At 69.6% G+C, this 18475-nt stretch carries 13 protein-coding genes; 10 read left to right on the top strand and 3 right to left on the bottom strand.

The genetic code is table 11. The features are described from left to right. Positions 1–45 precede the first annotated feature (45 nt). The 3 genes from LY12_RS09420 (at position 46) to LY12_RS09410 (ending at position 6071) form a co-directional block, all read left to right on the top strand. Positions 46–2583: a M14 family zinc carboxypeptidase gene (locus LY12_RS09420; RefSeq protein WP_253855169.1), complete on the top strand. Its 2538-nt coding sequence runs from the start codon at positions 46–48 to the stop codon at positions 2581–2583. Between the two features lie 56 nt (positions 2584–2639). Then, positions 2640–3317: a GOLPH3/VPS74 family protein gene (locus LY12_RS09415; protein ID WP_253855167.1), complete on the top strand. Its 678-nt coding sequence runs from the start codon at positions 2640–2642 to the stop codon at positions 3315–3317. Between the two features lie 69 nt (positions 3318–3386). Then, positions 3387–6071 carry a valine--tRNA ligase gene (locus LY12_RS09410; protein ID WP_253855165.1) on the top strand — a complete coding sequence of 895 codons (2685 nt, stop codon included), beginning with the start codon at positions 3387–3389 and terminating at the stop codon, positions 6069–6071. A 3-nt stretch (positions 6072–6074) separates the two neighbouring features. Here the strand turns inward: LY12_RS09410 and LY12_RS09405 are convergent, their stop codons facing one another. Both LY12_RS09405 and LY12_RS09400 read right to left on the bottom strand, forming a co-directional pair. Then, positions 6075–6926, bottom strand: a complete 852-nt coding sequence (locus LY12_RS09405) for an SGNH/GDSL hydrolase family protein (protein WP_253855163.1) — start codon at positions 6924–6926, stop codon at positions 6075–6077. 259 nt (positions 6927–7185) lie between these two features. Then, positions 7186–8493 (bottom strand): MFS transporter, encoded by a 1308-nt coding sequence (locus LY12_RS09400; protein WP_253855161.1) that lies wholly within the window; start codon positions 8491–8493, stop codon positions 7186–7188. Between the two features lie 102 nt (positions 8494–8595). Between LY12_RS09400 and LY12_RS09395 the strand changes: the two genes are divergently transcribed. The 3 genes from LY12_RS09395 to LY12_RS09385 all read left to right on the top strand — a co-directional run bounded on the left by LY12_RS09395 (position 8596) and on the right by LY12_RS09385 (position 12017). Continuing rightward, positions 8596–9168, top strand: a complete 573-nt coding sequence (locus LY12_RS09395; protein ID WP_253855159.1) for an ArsR/SmtB family transcription factor — start codon at positions 8596–8598, stop codon at positions 9166–9168. 128 nt (positions 9169–9296) lie between these two features. Beyond that, the gene (gene hflX, locus LY12_RS09390) at positions 9297–10769 is read left to right on the top strand and encodes a GTPase HflX (RefSeq protein WP_253857258.1); all 1473 of its coding nucleotides are present in this window, start codon (positions 9297–9299) and stop codon (positions 10767–10769) included. Between the two features lie 123 nt (positions 10770–10892). Next, positions 10893–12017, top strand: coding sequence for a hypothetical protein (locus LY12_RS09385; protein ID WP_372493489.1), 1125 nt, complete (start codon positions 10893–10895; stop codon positions 12015–12017). 28 nt (positions 12018–12045) lie between these two features. On the opposite strand, the gene lexA is transcribed toward LY12_RS09385, so the two are convergent. Continuing rightward, positions 12046–12750 carry a transcriptional repressor LexA gene (gene lexA, locus LY12_RS09380; protein WP_253855157.1) on the bottom strand — a complete coding sequence of 235 codons (705 nt, stop codon included), beginning with the start codon at positions 12748–12750 and terminating at the stop codon, positions 12046–12048. 647 nt (positions 12751–13397) lie between these two features. Between lexA and LY12_RS09375 the strand changes: the two genes are divergently transcribed. From LY12_RS09375 to LY12_RS09360, 4 genes are all read left to right on the top strand, one after another. Continuing rightward, entirely contained in the window at positions 13398–13673 is a 276-nt protein-coding gene (locus LY12_RS09375) for a hypothetical protein (protein ID WP_253855155.1), read from the top strand. 452 nt (positions 13674–14125) lie between these two features. Beyond that, complete coding sequence (gene nrdR / locus LY12_RS09370; RefSeq protein WP_183657185.1) at positions 14126–14587, top strand: transcriptional regulator NrdR; 462 nt, start codon at positions 14126–14128, stop codon at positions 14585–14587. Positions 14588–14667: 80 nt separating this feature from the next. Then, positions 14668–17526: a vitamin B12-dependent ribonucleotide reductase gene (locus tag LY12_RS09365; RefSeq protein WP_253855153.1), complete on the top strand. Its 2859-nt coding sequence runs from the start codon at positions 14668–14670 to the stop codon at positions 17524–17526. Between the two features lie 349 nt (positions 17527–17875). Next, a complete protein-coding gene (locus LY12_RS09360; protein ID WP_253855151.1) occupies positions 17876–18451 on the top strand; it encodes a hypothetical protein in 576 nt (191 codons plus the stop codon). Positions 18452–18475: the final 24 nt, after the last annotated feature.

Raw genomic sequence — 18475 nt, 5'->3', positions numbered from 1 at the left:
GGCGGCCGATCCCGACAGGGGAGTAGCTGCCGACCGGAGGTTCTCGTGGCCGTATCCCGATCCGTCCGCCGCGGGCTCGCCGCACTCGCCGTCCTGGTGACGCTGCCTGTACTGACCACACCCGCGGGTGCGCAGGAGTCCGGGGCGCCGGATGGCCCCGGCGGTGTCGCGCATCGCGAATCCGGACACCTGGCCCGCAGCGGCGCCACACCTGCAGCCACCCGGTTCGCGACAACGGACGAGAACCGCCGGGTCGGGGATCAGACCGGCTACCCGCGGCAGACCCGGTTGCGGGAATTCCCGGAGAACCCCGACGACACGGCGATCAAACTCGGACTGACGCCGTATCACGCCATCGCGCCGCAGCTGAACGAGCTGCAGCAGCGCAGCGATCGCGTGTCCGCGGAGGTCGTCGGGCACAGTACCCAGGGCCGGGACCTGTACCTCGTGACGCTCACCGCCCCTGAAACTCCCGCGGAAACGGCCCGGCAGGCGCGCTGGCGCGAGCTGATCGAGGACGACCCGGTCGCGGCCGCGGGCAACGAACGGCTGGCGCGCGAGTACAAGGCCCCGGTGTGGATCAACGCCAACATCCACGGTGACGAGTGGGAGGGCACCGACGGCGCGCTGGACGTCGTCGAACGGCTCGCCACCAGCACCGAGCGGGCCGACGTCGAGCTGCTCGAATCGACCCGGATCTACCTGACGGTCACCAACAATCCCGACGGCCGCGTCGCGGGCACGCGTGCGAACGCCGCGGGATTCGACGTCAACCGTGACCACCTCACCTCGACCCAGCCGGAATCCCGCGCGGTGCGGGACGTGCTGATCGAGACCCAGCCGTTGGTGATGATCGACGAGCACGGCTACACGGGCACGACGCTCATCGAGCCAGGAACGCCGCCGCACGGTCGGGACTACGAGTACGACCTGTACATCAAGCACGCCTACGAGAACGCACTCGGCATGGAACGCGCCATCGGGAAGCTGGGCCACGACGAGACCGCGCGGGCGGACATCCCGTTCCGGGACTTCGAGCCGGGCGAGTGGGACGACTGGCCGCCGATCTTCACTCCGATGTACTCGATCTACCACGGCGCGGTGGGCCACACCGTGGAGGTGCCGCTCCGGGTGAACCGCGCCGAGTACGAGGAACTGCCGGTCGAGGAGCTGCGGCGCCGATCGGCCGTCAACCGGGACGTGGCCGACGCGACGATCACCTCGGCGATCGACTACGCCGAGACCCACCGCACCGAGCTGATCGACGATCAGATCGAGACGTTCCGCCGTGGCTGGGCGGGCGAGTCACAGCGCGAGATTCCCGACGGCTACGTCCCCGGTTTCGGGGAGGAGGACCGCTACTCGGTGGAGTTCCCGCGCGCCTACGTCATCCCGGCCGGCGTCGGCCAGCGGTCGGCGCCCGCGGCGGCGCGGCTCGTCGACCACCTGGTCGCGCACGACGTGCGCGTCTCGCGTGCCGAGCACACGTTCCACGTAGGCGGGCAGCGTTATCCGAAGGGCTCGTACGTGGTCGACCTGCATCAGCCCAAGCGCGGCCTGGCGAACGCCATGCTCTCGGCCGGCCAGGACATCTCGGGGGACGTCCCGCGGATGTACGACATCTCCGGCTGGAGTCTCGGACTGCTGTGGGGCGCCACGGTCGACGTCTCCGCCGACGAGGCGCCCGCGGTGCGCACCACGCCGGTGGCGGCGGCAGGGCCGACGGGGTCGCTCCCGCGCTCGCCGAACGCGGACCTCGAACTCGCGCTCACCGACGGTGCCGACGTGCAGGCCGTGACGTACCTGCTCGATCAGGGCGTCGAGGTGACCCGTGGCGACGACGGCGGGCTCGTCGTCCCCGCATCGGCGCGCAGTGAGGCGGCGAGGGCGGCCGATCGGTTCGGCGTCGTCTTCACCAGGGCGGGCAAGGACGCGACCGGAACTCCGCTGGCAGCGCCGGTGATCGCCGCCGCGGTGTCGGCCGACGAACTAGCCGTGCTGCGCGGACTCGGGTTCGACGTCCGTCCGATCTCGACCGCGGCCCTCAACGACGGGTTCGACTTCGACGGTGTCGGCGCGCTGCTGGTCTCCACCGGACTCGACTACGACGCGTTGACGGCCGAGGCGAAGCGGCGGTTGCGGGCGTTCCTCGACGACGGCGGGGTCGTGACCCGCGGTGCGGGCGGCGCCGCGTTCAACGAGGCCGCCGGGCTGCTACCGGCCACCGCGGTCGAGGGCAGGGCGGACGCCAACGGCGTCGTGTCGGTGACCGACGGCGAGGGCGGCGTGCTCGACCGCGCACCCGCGCATTCGTTCGTCTACTCGCCGGTCTGGTTCACCGGCCTCGGCGAGTCGGTGACCGCCGAGCAGCGCTACGCCCGTGATCCGCTCGTCGCGGGGCACTGGCTGCCGAGCGATGACGGTCACGGCCCCGCCGAGGCGGCCGGTGAGGCGTCCGTCGTCTCCGGGGTGTCGGCAGGGGGCACGCGGGCGGTGCTGTTCGGCACCGAGCCGATGTTCCGCGACCACCCGAAGGGCCTGTACGCGCAGGTCGCCGACGCGGTGTTCTGGACGGGCTCGTAGCGGGCGAGCCGCGTGAACCGGTGGTGGCCGCCCGCCGCCGCGGCTAGGGTGCGGCCATGCTCATCGCGGAGGACCTACTGCTCCTGGCGTTCGACGACACCGAGGGCACACCCGTCTCGGGCGTCCACAACCTCGATCAGGCGGTGGCCGGTGCGCTCCTGCTCGAACTGACCCTGCTCGGCAGGGTCGACATCACGGGTGAGGCGGACGAGGGCGAGGCGGGTCGCGTCGTGGTGCGGGACGCCACGCGCGTGGGTGAGGCCGAGCTGGACGGGGCGCTCGAGGCGCTCGCCGAGCAGGAGGGCGCGAAGCCGAAGGACGCCGTCAACCGGCTGGCGAAGGACGGCCCCGTCGACCGGCTGTTGTCCGGCCTCGCCGATCGCGGCGTGCTGAAACGGGAGAGCAGGAAGGTGCTCAAGTTGTTCCCCGTCACGCGCTGGCCCGCGGCCGACTCCCGGCACGAGGAGCGGCTCCGCGCCGAGCTGCACCGGGTGCTCGTCGACGGTGCCGAACCGGACGAGCGCACCGCCGCGGTGATCGCGTTGCTCGTCGCCACCAAGTCGGTCCGGCACGCGTTCCCGACCGATGATCCCGACCGGACGGGGAAGCGGGCCGAGCAGGTCGCCGAGGGCAATTGGGGCAGTGACGCGGTGCGCAAGGCCATCGACGAGGTGACGGCGGCCGTGATGGTCGCCGTGATGGCGGGCGCGGTCGCCGCCACCACCACCGCGTAAGCGGTCCCTCCGCCGACGAGGCCACGCCGGTGGTGAGCCGCCGGAACCGGGTTCGTAGACTTACCGGCTGTGACGGAGAACGCGAACCAGCAGCACACGGACCTTCCCACCGCATGGAACCCGGCCGACGAAGAGGCCGCCCTGTACCAGCGCTGGGTAGACGCGGGCTACTTCACCGCCGACGCGTCGTCTGACAAGCCGCCGTTCTCCATCGTACTGCCGCCGCCGAACGTCACCGGCAGTCTGCACATGGGCCACGCCCTGAACCACACACTCATGGATGCCATGAGCAGGCGCAGGCGGATGCAGGGCTACGAGGTGCTGTGGCTGCCCGGCATGGACCACGCCGGTATCGCCACGCAGAACGTCGTCGAGCGGGAGCTGGCGAAGGAAGGCGTCTCCCGCCACGATCTCGGCCGCGAGAAGTTCGTCGAGCGCGTCTGGGAATGGAAGCACGAGTACGGGGGCAAGATCCTCGGCCAGATGAAGCGGCTCGGAGAGAGCATCGACTGGTCCCGTGAACGCTTCACGATGGACGACGGCCTCTCGCGTGCCGTGCAGACGATGTTCAAGCTCCTCTACGACGAGGGGCTGATCTACCAGGCCGAGCGCATCATCAACTGGTGTCCGCGGTGCATGACCGCGCTCTCGGACATCGAGGTCGACCACTCCGACGACGACGGCGAACTGGTCTCCATCCGCTACGGCGAGGGCGAAGCGTCGGTCGTCGTCGCCACGACGCGTGCGGAGACGATGCTCGGTGACACGGCCGTCGCGGTGCACCCCGACGACGAGCGCTACCGGCACCTGGTGGGCACCGAGGTCGAGCTGCCGCTCACCGGCAGGCGCATCCCGATCGTGGCCGACGAGCACGTCGACCCCGAGTTCGGCACCGGCGCGGTCAAGGTGACGCCTGCCCACGACCCGAACGACTTCGAGATCGGCAGGCGCCACGACCTGCCGATGCCGTCGATCATGGACGAACGCGGGGTGATCACCGCGTCCGGCCCGTTCGAAGGCACGGACCGCTTCGAGGCGCGCCCCGCGATCGTGGCGGCGCTGCGCGAGGACGGCCGGATCGTCGCGGAGAAGCGGCCGTACGTGCACGCCGTCGGTCACTGCTCGCGTTGCGACACGGTGATCGAGCCGCGGCTGTCGCTGCAGTGGTGGGTCAGGGTCGGCCCGCTCGCCGAGGCCGCGAGTGACGCCGTGCGTGACGGCCGGGTGCAGATCCACCCTCCGGAGCTGGCCAAGCGCTACTTCGACTGGGTCGACAACATGCACGACTGGACGATCTCGCGCCAGCTGTGGTGGGGGCACCGGATTCCGGTCTGGTACGGCCCGAACGGGGAGAAGGTCTGCGTCGGCCCGGACGAGCAGCCGCCGTCGGGTGACGGTTGGTACCAGGACTCCGACGTGCTCGACACGTGGTTCTCCTCAGGCCTGTGGCCGTTCTCCACGATGGGCTGGCCGGACGAGACCGCGGATCTGGCGAAGTTCTATCCGACGACCGTGCTGTCGACCGGCTACGACATCCTGTTCTTCTGGGTCGCGCGGATGATGATGTTCGGCCTGCACGGCATGCGTGAACGCGGTGCCGAGCAGTCCGTGCCGTTCCAGCACATCTACCTGCACGGGTTGATCCGCGATCAGCACGGCAAGAAGATGTCGAAGTCGAAGGGCAACGTCCTCGACCCGATCGACTGGATGGACAACTACGGCGCCGACGCCACGCGGTTCACGCTCGCCCGCGGCGCCAACCCCGGCACGGACATGGCTCTGGCCGAGGACTGGGCCGCCGGTTCGCGGAACTTCTGCACGAAGCTGTGGAACGCGGCGCGGTTCGCGATCATGAACGGTGCGACCACCGCGCGTCCGCTTCCCGCGGTCGAGGACATGACCGAGGCCGACCGCTGGATCCTCGGCCGGCTGTCCACGGTGCTGTCCGAGGTGGACGAACTGCTCGAGGAGTTCCAGTTCGCCAAGGCCACGAACACGCTTTACCACTTCACGTGGGGCGAGTTGTGCGACTGGTACATCGAACTGGCCAAGGTGCAGCTCTCCGGCGAGAAGGCCGACGACACCCGTGCCGTGCTCGGGCACGCGCTGGACACGGTGCTGCGGCTGCTGCACCCGTTCGTCCCGTTCGTGACCGAACGGCTGTGGACGACGCTGACCGGTGGGGGTACCCCCACCAATGAGGGCGTAGCCGGTGGGGGAGGGGGAGCGTCGCTGGTCGTGGCCGACTGGCCGACGGGCGAACTGCTCCCCGCGGCCGACTCGGCCGCGGAGGGCAGGATCGGCGACGTGCAGAAGCTCGTCACCGAGGTGCGCCGGTTCCGTTCCGACCAGGGCCTCAAGCCGGGCCAGAAGGTGGCCACGCGGGTGACCGGCCCCGGTTTCGAGGCCATCTCCGCGCACGAGGAGGCAGTCCGCTCGCTGGCGAAACTGACCGAGCCGGGCGACGAGTTCACGGCCACGGCCTCGATCGAGGTCGCACTGGCCGACGGCACCGCGACGGTCGAGGTCGACACCTCGGGCACGATCGACGTGGCGGCCGAACGCAAGCGGCTGGAGAAGGACCTGGCCGCCGCCGAGAAGGAGCTCAAGCAGACCGAGGGCAAACTGGGCAACCAGGCCTTCCTCGACAAGGCGCCTGCCGACGTGGTCGACAAGATCCGGGTGCGCCGTGACACGGCAGCCTCCGACATCGAGCGCATCACCGCTCGGCTGGAGTCGCTTCCCGCCTCCTGACCGTCAGGACGTGGTGTTCAGGGTCCGCCGGATCTCGGTGGCGATGCCGTACATGCCGGCGGCGTTCGGGTGGTACGACATCGCGACCAGCGGATTGGTGTCCTTGCCCTGGACCCACGCCTGAAGGCCCGCGCACGCGTCGTGACCGTAGGACGCCGGGTACATGTCCACAAAGGACGCCCCGTGGGTCTCGGCCGCTGTCCGGAGTGCGCCGTTCAGTGCGGTCTCGATGTCGTCGGCCCACGCCAGGTCGCCGTCGGCCAGCGGCATGACGTCCGGACAGGTGACGCCGCTGCCCGGGGCGGGCGTGATCCGCGGATATCCCACGACGAGCACCGTGGCGTGCGGCGACCGCGCCGCGATCTCGTCGAGCACTGCGCCGGCCCGCTTCCCGGTGCGGGCGACGGCCTCGGCGAGGGTGTCGGTGCCCGCCTCGGTGAAGTGCTCCCGGCACGGGCTTCCGGAAGGGTTCTCGTCGCGGAGTGTGGGGCAGGTGCCGATGATGTCGCCGAAGACGCCCTCGTCGTTGCCACCGATACCGAGTGTCACGAGGTCGGTGCCGGGGCGCAGGGCGTCGAGCTGGGGCGGGTTCGTGCCGAGTGGGGTGCGCTGCGGCTCGGTCATGTGGTCGGTGGTCGCCCCGCCGCAACTCACGTCGCGAAGCGATCCGACCCGGGCCTTGACGGCGAGAATGGTCGGGTAGTTGCTCGTCGAGCGGGCGCAGCCGAGCGGCGCGGTGGGCTTCGGCAGCGGGATCAACGGCCCCGAGGTGTACGAGTCGCCGAGCGCGACGTAGTGGTCGAACCGCGGCTGCGTCCGAACGGCCGACGCCGACGGGGTGGTCGCGATCGTCATGGCCAGTGTGAGGGCCAGTGCGCCGAGTATGGTCGGAACCCGTGCCGGCCGCCGGGTTCGGCGCGTGGACGCCGTCCGGGGGAACGGTGAGTGCCGTCGGCGACGTGGTGGCCGTCGGGTGTCGGTGTGGCCGGATCGCTGTGTCCGCATGTGTCCCCGATCGCCGTCGAACAGGTCTGTTATGTCCTATCCGTCGGCGAGCGCCACTGGCCAGACGGCGAATGTGTGGACACCGTCGCCCGACCTGCTGATGTTGTGGTCACGACCCGTGAGCATCCGGGCCCGGGTGACTTCCGGGAAGCGGTTGCCCGGTCGGCCCGGCGCCGACGTCCGCCGAGCCCCGCTCCGCCGGCGCCCTGCCGGTGCGGAGCGGCGACAGCACGAGCAGCAGCGTGGCGCCGACGGTGGCGACCGCGAACACCCACACGGTCGAACGAAGCCCGATCGTCTCGCCGAGGACGCCCCCGCTCAGCGCGCCCAGGGGCACCGTGCCCCATGCCAGGAAGCGGAATCCCGCGTTCATGCGGCCGAGTAGGCGGTCGGGGCAGATCGCCTGCCGGTAACTCACCTGGCCGATGTTGTACACCGTCATCCCGTGGCCGAGGACCGCGAGTGCGGCGCCGACGAACCATGCTCCGGTGCCCGGCTGTGCGAGCGGCACCACGAGTGCCGCCGGCGCGGTCAGCAGCGGCACGATCCACACCGTCCGCACGCTCCCGAACAGTCGTGTCCACGTGCCGGCGGCGAGCGCGCCGCTCACGGCCCCGCACCCGCCCGTCGCCAGGACGGCACCCACCTGTGCAGGCGCGAGTTGGAGGGTGCGGGTCAGATACAGCACCTGCACGGCCGTGAGCACGGCGAACGCGACGTTGCCGACGGCCGTGTACGACGTGATGGCGCGCAGGTCCCGCCTTCCGAGTACGAATCGCAGTCCGTCGCCGATGTCGGCCCGGATCGTACGGCGGCCGCTGGAGACGGGTGCGGGCTCGCGGGCGCGGATGCGTGCGAGTGCGACTGCCGAGGTGACGTATCCGAGCCCGACGGGCAACACGGCGTACGCGGCTCCGAACACCTGCACGAGGCCTCCGCCGATCCCGCGCCCGGTCACGTCGGCGACGGAGTGACTGGCCTGCAGGCCGGTGTTGGCCGGAACGAGCTGGTCCCGGCCGACGAGCGTCGGCAGGTACGACTGGTGTGCGACGTCGAACACCAGTGCGCCGGCTCCGGCCAACAGTGCCACGACGACCAGCTGCGGCATCGTCAACACGTCCGCCCACCACGCGAGCGGGACGGTCAGCAGAAGGCAGCCGCGGAACAGGTTGGCAGTGATCATCAGTGGCATGCGGCGCGCGCGATCGATCCATGCTCCGACGGGCAGGCCGAGGAACAGGAATGCTGCCTTGTCCGCCGCCGTCAGCAGGCCCATCTGCCACGGTGACGCAGCGAGCGCGGTGGCTGCGAGCAACGGAAGGACCGCGCCACCTGCGAACGTGCTGAACTGACTCGCCGATGCTCCGGCCCACAGCCGACGGAAATCCGGCTGCCGCCACGGGGATCTCGCTCGCATCCGCCGGAGTGTTTCGGAGTGATTGGAAAGTGTCAATCACTCCGGGTCGGAGCAGCGGTGTAGTGGGTCGGCGCGGCGCCGTGGCCACGTATGCTCGTGCGAATGGGATCGCGGCGACGGACGGCGACCGAGGATGAGGCGACTGCGCTCGCGTCGGGAATACGCCTGCGCATCATCCGGTTGACCCATCACGAGGCGCTGACCAACAAGGAGATCGCTCGGCGGCTCGACCGGGACCCCGCGACGACGCTGTACCACGTGCGCAAACTCGTCGAGGCGGGCTTTCTCACCGCTGAAGCGGAACGCCGAGGTGTGCGTGGTGCGAAAGAGATTCCCTACCGGTCGACCGGCCTGTCCTGGCGGCTGAGCGGACCGTGGAACGCGCCGGTGGAAGACGCAATGCTGGAGGCGTTCCTGACCGAGATCGCGGACCTCGAACCCGCAGAGTTGCACCAGACGCGGGCGGTCGCACGATTGCCGGAGGGCCGCCTCGACGAGTTCCGCGGCCGGCTGGCCGAGTTGATCGACGAGTTCGCGGCCGGCGACGAGGACGGTGCCCGGCCGGAGGGCGGCGCTCGGCCTGGGGACGGTGACCAGCCTGGTGTCCGGCCTGAGGGCACCGCCGAGACACCGGGAGCGACCGCCATCTACCTCGCGCTGTACCCGAGCGGGTAAACGGGTCGGCGAATTCGGCGGAACGTGGGACGATGGACCTTGAGGCGCCGTGCATGCGGCGACGACAACCGACATGGAGGCTTGTGAGTAACCGGAATCGCGGCGACGTCCTGACGTCGCAGGCGGATGTGCCCGCCGAATCGCTGGACGAGGTGTTCGACGGCGCACCGTCGACCGGCGAACTGGAGCTCGAGGACCGCGCGTCGCTGCGCAGGATCGCCGGGCTGTCCACCGAACTGTCCGACATCACCGAGGTCGAGAACCGGCAGCTGCGGCTCGAGCATGTCGTGCTCGTCGGTGTGTGGACCGAAGGCACGGCTGCCCAGTCGGAGGCCTCCCTCGAAGAACTCGCCAGGCTCGCCGAGACGGCGGGTTCGACGGTGCTCGAAGGCTTGGTGCAGCGGCGCAACCGGCCCGACCCGGCGACGTACGTGGGCTCGGGGAAGGTCCGCGAACTCGGCGACATCGTGGCAGCCACCGGCGCGGACACCGTCATCTGCGACGGCGAGCTCTCTCCCGGCCAGCTCCGCCAGCTCGAGGACAAGCTCAACGTCAAGGTCGTCGACCGTACGGCCCTGATCCTCGACATCTTCGCCCAGCACGCGCGGTCGAAGGAAGGCAAGGCGCAGGTCGAGCTCGCACAGCTGCAGTACCTCATTCCGCGACTGCGCGGTTGGGGTGACACGTTGTCCCGGCAGGCCGGTGGCCGTGCGGGCAGCAACGGCGGTGTGGGCCTGCGGGGACCGGGTGAGACGAAGCTCGAGATCGACCGCAGGCGCATCAGCAAGCGCATGGCCAAGTTGCGACGCGAGATCTCGGCGATGGACACGATTCGCGAGACCAAACGCGGGCGCCGCATGGCGAACGACGTGCCGAGCGTCGCGATCGTCGGCTACACCAACGCGGGCAAGTCGAGCCTGCTCAACGCGGTGACCGACGCCGGGGTGCTGGTCGAGGACTCACTGTTCGCCACGCTCGACCCCACGACGCGTCGCTCGGTCACCCCGGACGGCAGGGCCTACACCCTGACCGACACCGTCGGCTTCGTCCGGCACCTGCCGCACCAGCTCGTCGACGCCTTCCGCTCGACGCTCGACGAGGCCGCCGACGCCGACGTCCTGCTGCACGTCGTCGACGGCTCCGACCCGGCACCCGAGGAACAGGTGCAGGCCGTCCGGACCGTGCTCGCGGAGATCGGCAGCAACCGGTCCGAGTCGCTGCCTCCGGAGCTGATCGTCATCAACAAGGCCGACGCCGCCGACGCGGTGTCGCTGGCGCGGCTGCGGCACCTGCTGCCGGATGCGCACGTCGTCTCGGCTCGCACGCAGGAGGGTATGGAGAAGCTGGTCGCCGCGATCGCGGACCGGTTGCCCCGGCCCGAGACACTGGTCGACGTGCTCGTGCCGTACGCGAGGGGTGAGCTCGTCGCGCGTACGCACGCGGAAGGCGAGGTGCTGACCGAGGACCACACCGCCGATGGCACCCGGCTGTGCGCGCGGGTCCACGCGGACCTCGCCGGTGCGCTCGATCCGTACCGCATCGTGGCTGGCAACGCCGCTGAACCGGGCGAGGCGAACGCGGTCGACGAAGCGGCAGGCTGACGACCGCGTACCCCTGGGACAGTGACCACACGTTCAGCAGCGCTTTCTGCGACCAGGCCCCGTTGCTCAGGGGAGCGCACCGCCACGGGGCGCAGGTGCGCGGGACGAAGGATCGCCGCGCTCGTGGCCGCCGTCCCGTGTGCGGCCGCGGTGTTGGGCCTTCCGCCGGCCGTACCGGTGGCGGAGGCACAGCGTACCGGCAACAGCCCGCCCGATCCTGAAGCGGTGTGCCGCATCGACGACCACGCCCTGGGCGAGGCATCGGGACTGGTAGCCGGCGACGGCCGGTGGTATGCGGTCAACGACGGGGGTGCGGCTCTGCGTATCTACGCGCTCGACCGGCACTGCGCCGTCACCGACGTGATCACCGATCCCGCCGACCCGTACGACGTCGAGGACCTCGCCAGGTCAGCGGACGGCACGTTCTGGCTCGCCGACATCGGCGACAACCGCTCGGCCCGAGACACCGTCGCGTTGCACGCACTGCGTCCGGGAGAAGGGTCGACGCTCTACCGGCTCACGTACCCCGACGGCGCGCGCGATGCCGAGGCGGTACTCATAGACCGGGAAGGCGCGCCGTACATCGTCACGAAATCCGCGACGGGGACGTCGGGCGTGTATCGACCGGCCGGGGCGCTGCGAAGTCCGGGGCCGACGCCGCTGGAACAGGTCGGCACCGTCACCGTCTCACCGACAACGACTCCCGGAGGCCCCGTGGGCACTGCCGGAACGTGGCTCATCACCGGTGGCGCGACCAGCCACGACGGACGGGTCGTCGCACTGCGCACCTACACCGACGCATACCTGTATCCGGCTCCCGACGGGGACATCGTGGCCGCGCTCGAACGGGAACCGGTGCGCGTCCCGCTGCCTGGTGAACCTCAGGGCGAGGCCATCGCCTTCCAACCCGACGGTACGCTCGTGTCCGTGAGCGAAGGCGTGGGCAATCCGGTTCGCATCGTGCCCGATGCCGCCTCTCTCGTCGCTGGTCCGGGAGAGGCCGGTTCGGAGCACGATGGGGCCGGGAGCGATACGTCGGCGGATGGCGGAGCAGCGGGGGATGGTGCGCAGGGCCACGGGCGGCCGACCGGGCCGGACGACGGCCGGCAGGCGGACCGAGCGCCCGCTGGCGATGCCCGGCGGGACGACGACGGGTCCGGGTTTCCCGTCGTACCGGTGGGTGCGGGTGCAGCTGTGATCGGACTGCTCGGGGCGGCCCTCGTGGTCATCCGTCGCCGCAGGCCGTGACGTCCGTCCGCGGCGCGCGGGGCGAGCCTCACAGCCGGCGCAGCACCGCCACGACCTTGCCGAGAATCTGCGCGTCGTCCCCGGGAATCGGTTCGTACGCCTCGTTGTGCGGCAACAGCCAGATGTGGTCGTCCTTGCGCTTGAACGTCTTGACGGTCGCCTCACCGTCGATCATCGCCGCGACGATCTCGCCGTTCTCCGCGTCCTCCTGCTGGCGGACGACGACCCAGTCGCCATCGGTGATGGCCGCGTCGACCATCGAGTCACCGGTGACGCTCAGCAGGAACAGATTCCCCTCGCCGACCAGGTCCTTCGGCAGCGGGAAGACGTCCTCGACCGCCTGCTCAGCCAGGACCGGACCGCCTGCGGCGATGCGGCCCAGGATCGGTACGAACGCGGGGGTCGGCCGGTCTTCGGAGGGGTTCAGCTTCGAGATCGACTCGGTGGTCAGCATGCCTACCGCGCGAGGGCGGTTGGGGTCCCGCCGTAGGTAGCCCTTCCGCTGCAGCGCTCCGAGTTGGTGGTGTACCGACGAGGTCGACGTGAGACCGACGGCCTCGCCGATCTCGCGCACGCTCGGCGGGTAGCCGTAGCGATCCACCCACCACCGGATCACGGCCAGCACGCGCTGCTGTCGTGGGGTGAGGCCTTCTTCGGTGACCTCCGGCAGGTCGTGGACAGTGCTGCCGGGACCGCGCTTTCCGCCGGTCTCGTCGTGCGTCTTGCGTGCCACCGTGTCGCCTCCCAGTCGCGGACAGCGGGTACGGCTGCCCGGTGATCGCGGTGCCGTGCGGCAGCCGCGGGTCGTCGTGTGCTCGGTCGTGTTCGGCGGGCCACGACAGGCCGTGATGGCCGGATGGCGCGCCGTACACCTCCGACGCTAGCCTGCCCGGCTGCGAATCTCAAACATCTGTTCGAGGGACACGCCGTGTGGGTCTCGATTTTGTCGGACCCGGGTGGTAGACATCGTACAGGCGTTCGATCGATCGGATGTTCGAGGAGGTGGCCATGTCGATCGTACTGCAGCGGGAGCAGCCGCTGGAGCACGGGCATGCGAGGTATAGCAGGCCGGACCGATCCGGTGGGCCGGGTGGGGGCTCGGGGTTCAAGGGCGTCGCGCCGGGTGCCGGCGCGGACCGGACCGGGCGACCCGGGCGCGGCGTGTTCGGCGGTGCCGGCGGTGGACGTGACGCGTGGGGAGTGGCGGCCGCGCCCGAGTCGGCCGGTGAGGCCGTTCGCGACCCGCGAACGGCTCATTGGGTCCGTGTCGTACCCGCGGACCCGCGTCGCCCGCCGACGAGGCCGGGTCCGGTCCGGCCACGTGCGCGTGTTCCGGTGCGGGCGTGTGCGCGGACGCGGATCACAACACGGGGGTGGCTGTTGATCGCCGTGGCGGTCGGTGTGTTCTCCTTCGTCGTGGCGTCCGGGTTGATCGCCAACACGCTCGCCGGGCTCGGCGGCTCCGGTGCCGCCGAGGTGCCCGCGGAGACGACTGTGGTGTCCGTGGGCGCGGGTGAGTCGCTGTGGGACGTCGCGGAGTCCGCTGTGCCCGGGGCGGATCCGGCGGCCGTCGTGACACGGATCGAGGAACTCAACGATCTGGCCGGGGGTGCGGTGTCGGCGGGTACTCCGTTGGTCGTGCCCGTCGGGTCGTGACGACCGGAATCCGGCCTTCCTGTCGGTTGCCCTGGGACGTCGCCCGGATCAGCTCCCCCATGGCGGTGAGCTATGTCGGTGATCACCCCTCCGATGGCTGTGTCAGCTTGCGCATCGGGTGGGTGCACTCCTAAAGTCAACCCCCACATCTAGTAGTTACACGGCTGTAGTTGGTCCACAAATTGGGGTAAACTCGGACAGGGTTATCCACAGCTCGTCGGCCTTCGCCCACCGGGTATCCACAGATTGATCACCAGGATCGCCCTGGTGAACGACAGTTCTCGCCGAGCCTTCACGACGTGTCACGTCATCGGGTTCCGGAGGCCGGCGGGGCACTCGAGAGTCGTCGGCGGTGCGTCAGGGCACGCCGGCAGCCGGTGTCGCGTGACATGACCCGGCGACGGTCGCGGCGCACGGTGCGCCGGCGCCTGTGATGGGGAGGTGGTTCGGTCATGCGGTGTCCGTTCTGCAGGCATGCCGATTCCCGCGTCGTCGATTCTCGTGAGGTGGATGAAGGGCAGGCGATCCGGCGTCGGCGTTCGTGCTCGAAGTGCGGTCGCCGGTTCACGACCTCGGAGTCGATGGTGCTCGCCGTCGTCAAACGCTCCGGGGTGACGGAACAGTTCAGCAGGGACAAGGTCATCCGGGGCGTGCATCGGGCCTGCCAGGGGCGCCCGGTCGACGACGACGCGCTGCAGCAGCTCGCGCAGCGGGTCGAGGAGTCGATCAGGGCCGCCGGCGTGGCGGAGATCCCGAGTCACGAGGTCGGCCTGGCCATCCTCGGTCCGCTGCGGGAGCTGGACGCTGTGGCGTATCTGCGGTTCGCCAGTGTTTACCGCGCTTTCTCCTCCATCGAAGACTTCGAGAAGGAGATCACGGACCTTCGTCAGGCGATTGCGGATTCGGTCGACTGAGAGCTTCTCGGTCGACAGCGGGAGTAAATGCGGACGACGCCCGGCGTCGCCGCTTGGTGCCAATCGCGGGAGTGGGAGTCATGACAGAAACGGTCGGAGCCGGCGCCGAGGCCTCGAAGACGTCGAAGAAGCGGTCCGGTGGCGGCGGTGGCACACGGAAGGGCCTGCGGGTCCAGCGTGTGTTCACGACCGAGGGGGTGCACCCGTACGACGAGGTCGCGTGGGAGAAGCGTGACGTCGTCATGACCAACTGGCGCGACGGGACGGTGAACTTCGAACAGCGGGGTGTCGAGTTCCCCGAGGCCTGGTCGATCAACGCCACGAACATCGTCACCAGCAAGTACTTCCGGGGCGCCGTCGGCAGCCCGGAGCGGGAGAGCAGTCTCAAGCAGCTGATCGACCGCGTCGTGAAGACCTACGTCGCCTCGGGCACCGAACACGGCTACTTCGCCTCGCCCGCCGACGCCGAGATCTTCGATCACGAACTCACCTGGATGCTGCTCCACCAGGTGTTCAGCTTCAACTCGCCGGTCTGGTTCAACGTGGGCACCACGTCGAAGCAGCAGGTCTCGGCGTGTTTCATCCTCTCGGTCGACGACACGATGGAGTCGATCCTCGACTGGTACAAGGAAGAGGGCCGGATCTTCAAGGGCGGCTCCGGTGCCGGTCTGAACCTCTCGCGGATCCGTTCCTCGAAGGAACTCCTCTCGTCCGGCGGCACGGCATCGGGCCCGGTGTCGTTCATGCGCGGCGCCGACGCCTCGGCGGGCACGATCAAGTCCGGTGGGGCCACCCGCCGTGCGGCGAAGATGGTGGTACTCGACGTCGACCACCCCGACATCGACGAATTCATCGAGACCAAGGCCAAGGAGGAGCACAAGATCCGGGTGCTCCGCGACGGCGGGTTCGACATGGATCTGGGCGGCACCGACATCGCGTCGGTGCAGTACCAGAACGCGAACAACTCGGTGCGGGTGTCCGACGAGTTCATGCGCGCCGTGGAGTCGGACGACAAGTTCGGCCTGCGCGCCCGCACCACCGGTGAGGTCATCGACCAGACCGATGCGAAGCCGCTGTTCCGCAAGATGGCGCAGGCCGCCTGGGAGTGTGCGGACCCCGGGCTGCAGTACGACGACACGATCAACGACTGGCACACGTGCCCGGAGTCGGGCCGGATCACCGCGTCCAACCCGTGCTCTGAGTACATGCACCTCGACAACTCGAGCTGCAACCTGGCGTCGCTGAACCTGCTCAAGTTCCTGTCCGACGACGGGTCCTTCGACGCGCAGCTGTTCGCGAAGGCGGTCGAGCTGGTCATCACCGCGATGGACATCTCGATCTGCTTCGCCGACTTCCCGACCGAGGCGATCGGTGACACCACGCGGAAGTTCCGCCAGTTGGGTATCGGTTACGCCAACCTGGGCGCGCTGCTCATGGCGACCGGTCACGCCTACGACTCGGACGGCGGTCGTGCGCTCGCCGCGTCGATCACGTCGCTGATGAGCGCGGTGTCCTACCGCCGGTCGGCCGAGATGGCCGGTGTGGTCGGCCCGTACGAGGGCTATGCCCGTAACGCCGAAGGCCACCAGCGGGTCATGCGCAAGCACGCGGCCGCGAACGAGCTCGTGCGGACGCTGCACCGCAACGACGCGAACGTGCGGGCTCTCGCCACCGACGAGTGGAAGCGCGGCATCGAGATCGGCGAGCGCTCCGGCTGGCGCAACGCCCAGGCGAGCGTGCTCGCGCCCACGGGCACGATCGGGTTCATGATGGACTGCGACACCACGGGCATCGAGCCGGACTTCTCGCTGGTGAAGTTCAAGAAGCTCGTGGGCGGCGGGTCGATGCAGATCGTCAACAACGCCGTGCCGCGCGCGCTCCGTGCCCTCGGGTACCAGGAGGAGCAGGTCGAGGCGATCGTCGACTACATCGCCCAGCACGGCCACGTCATCGACGCCCCGGGCCTGCGGAGTGAGCACTACGAGGTGTTCGACTGCGCGGTCGGCGAACGCTCCATCGCGCCGATGGGGCACGTGCGGATGATGGCCGCGGTGCAGCCGTTCATCTCGGGCGCGATCTCGAAGACCGTCAACATGCCGGAATCGGCCACGGTCGACGAGGTTGCGGAGATCTACTTCGAGGGCTGGAAGCTCGGACTGAAGGCCCTGGCGATCTACCGCGACAACTGCAAGGTCGGCCAGCCGCTGTCGACGGGCAAGCAGGAGAAGGGCGAGGCGGAGCCGGAGAAGGTCGTCGAGTACCGCCCGGTGCGCAAGCGCCTGCCGAAGAAGCGCCCGAGCCAGACCGTGTCGTTCACCGTCGCCGGTGCCGAGGGGTACCTGACGGCCGGTTCGTACCCGGACGACGGGCTCGGCGAGATCTTCGTCAAGCTCGGTAAGCAGGGCTCGACGCTCGCGGGTGTGATGGACGCCTTCTCGATGTCGATCTCCGTGGGGCTGCAGTACGGCATCCCGCTCGAGTTCTACGTGCAGAAGTTCCAGAACCTGCGCTTCGAGCCCGCGGGCATGACCGACGACCCGGACGTGCGGATGGCCACGAGCGTGCTCGACTACCTGTTCCGCAGGCTCGCGCTCGACTACCTGCCGTACGAGAAGCGGGCCCAGCTCGGCATCTTCACCGCGGACGAGCGCGCAGCCCAGGTCGAGGCCGACTACAGCGGAAGCAGTTCCGAGGGTGACGGCGTCGACCTGGAGACGCTGCGCAGCACGGTGGACTTCGGCGGAACACGGGTGGCCGAACAGCCCGCCGGAGAGGAAGCCGGCTCCGAGGACGAGGCGCACACGACGACGGAGCTGGTCGAGCTGCAGCTCGGCAAGGCCGCGGACGCCCCGCTGTGCATGACCTGCGGGACCAAGATGCGTCCCGCAGGTTCGTGCTACGCCTGCGAGGGCTGTGGCGCCACGTCGGGCTGCAGTTGATCGGAGGGGTGACGCCCGGTCCCCGATGAGCGGGCGATGGCCGGACGGCGCCACCAAGGGAGAGGGCCGGAGATCACGACGATCCCCGGCCCTCTCCCTCGTGCACCGGACCACCACGAGGTGGTGTCACCCACGCGTGTCGTGCCCGATATCGGTCGTTGTGCGATATTCGCTGCTGTCCAGTTCACTGTGTAAGGAACTTTCGGCCGTAGGTGCCTACCTGTGGGTGCCCTAGCGTGAACGCGGTCGCTGTACCGGGTGTGCCGACTCCGCGGAGTGGTCGCCCGGTGGAGCGCCGGAGTACGTCACTTCACCTGCTCGTAGGACGACCACCTATGGAAGGGACGGCATGACCAAGCTGAGAACAGGATTACTGACCGGCCTCGCCCTGTCGGCACTGACGGTGGGACTGGCGGCACCCGCGGCGGCGGACGAGGACTCCGACGCGCTGCTGCGGCCGGGTGGTCACATTCCGGCGGCCGAGGCTCCCGTGGGGATCAACTGTGAAGTTCCCTCGGACGCCGACGACGACGTTCTCGTCACCATCGAGAACGTCCTCGACGCGGAGGAGGCCAGCGAGAAGGTGCGGCTGGCCACCTACGAGGCGGCGTGGGTGGAATCGCACGCCAACGATCTCGACTGCGGACACGCGTCGTCGATCGGTGTGTTCCAGCAGCGACCCGACTTCGGCTGGGTCAACGCCGGCGATCCGGAGCTCGCGACGTACGACTTCCTCCACGGCAATCCGTCGGACGGCACGGCCGGTGCGATCGAGATCGATGCGGCGAATCCGGACTTCACCGCGGGACAGGTCGCCCAGTCCGTGCAGCGATCGGCCTATCCGGACCGGTACGACGAAGCCGAGCCCATCGCCCTCGAGCTGCAGGAGCGCGCCCAGGAACTCGACGGGGAGTTCTCCGCCTGACGCCACGCCGGGACACGGACGGGC

Origin of the sequence: Prauserella alba, from assembly GCF_024171735.1 — a bacterium.
GTDB lineage: Bacteria > Actinomycetota > Actinomycetes > Mycobacteriales > Pseudonocardiaceae > Prauserella > Prauserella alba.
The sequence above is the reverse complement of the archived record's forward strand: the minus strand, read 5'-3'. Positions and strand labels throughout refer to the sequence as shown.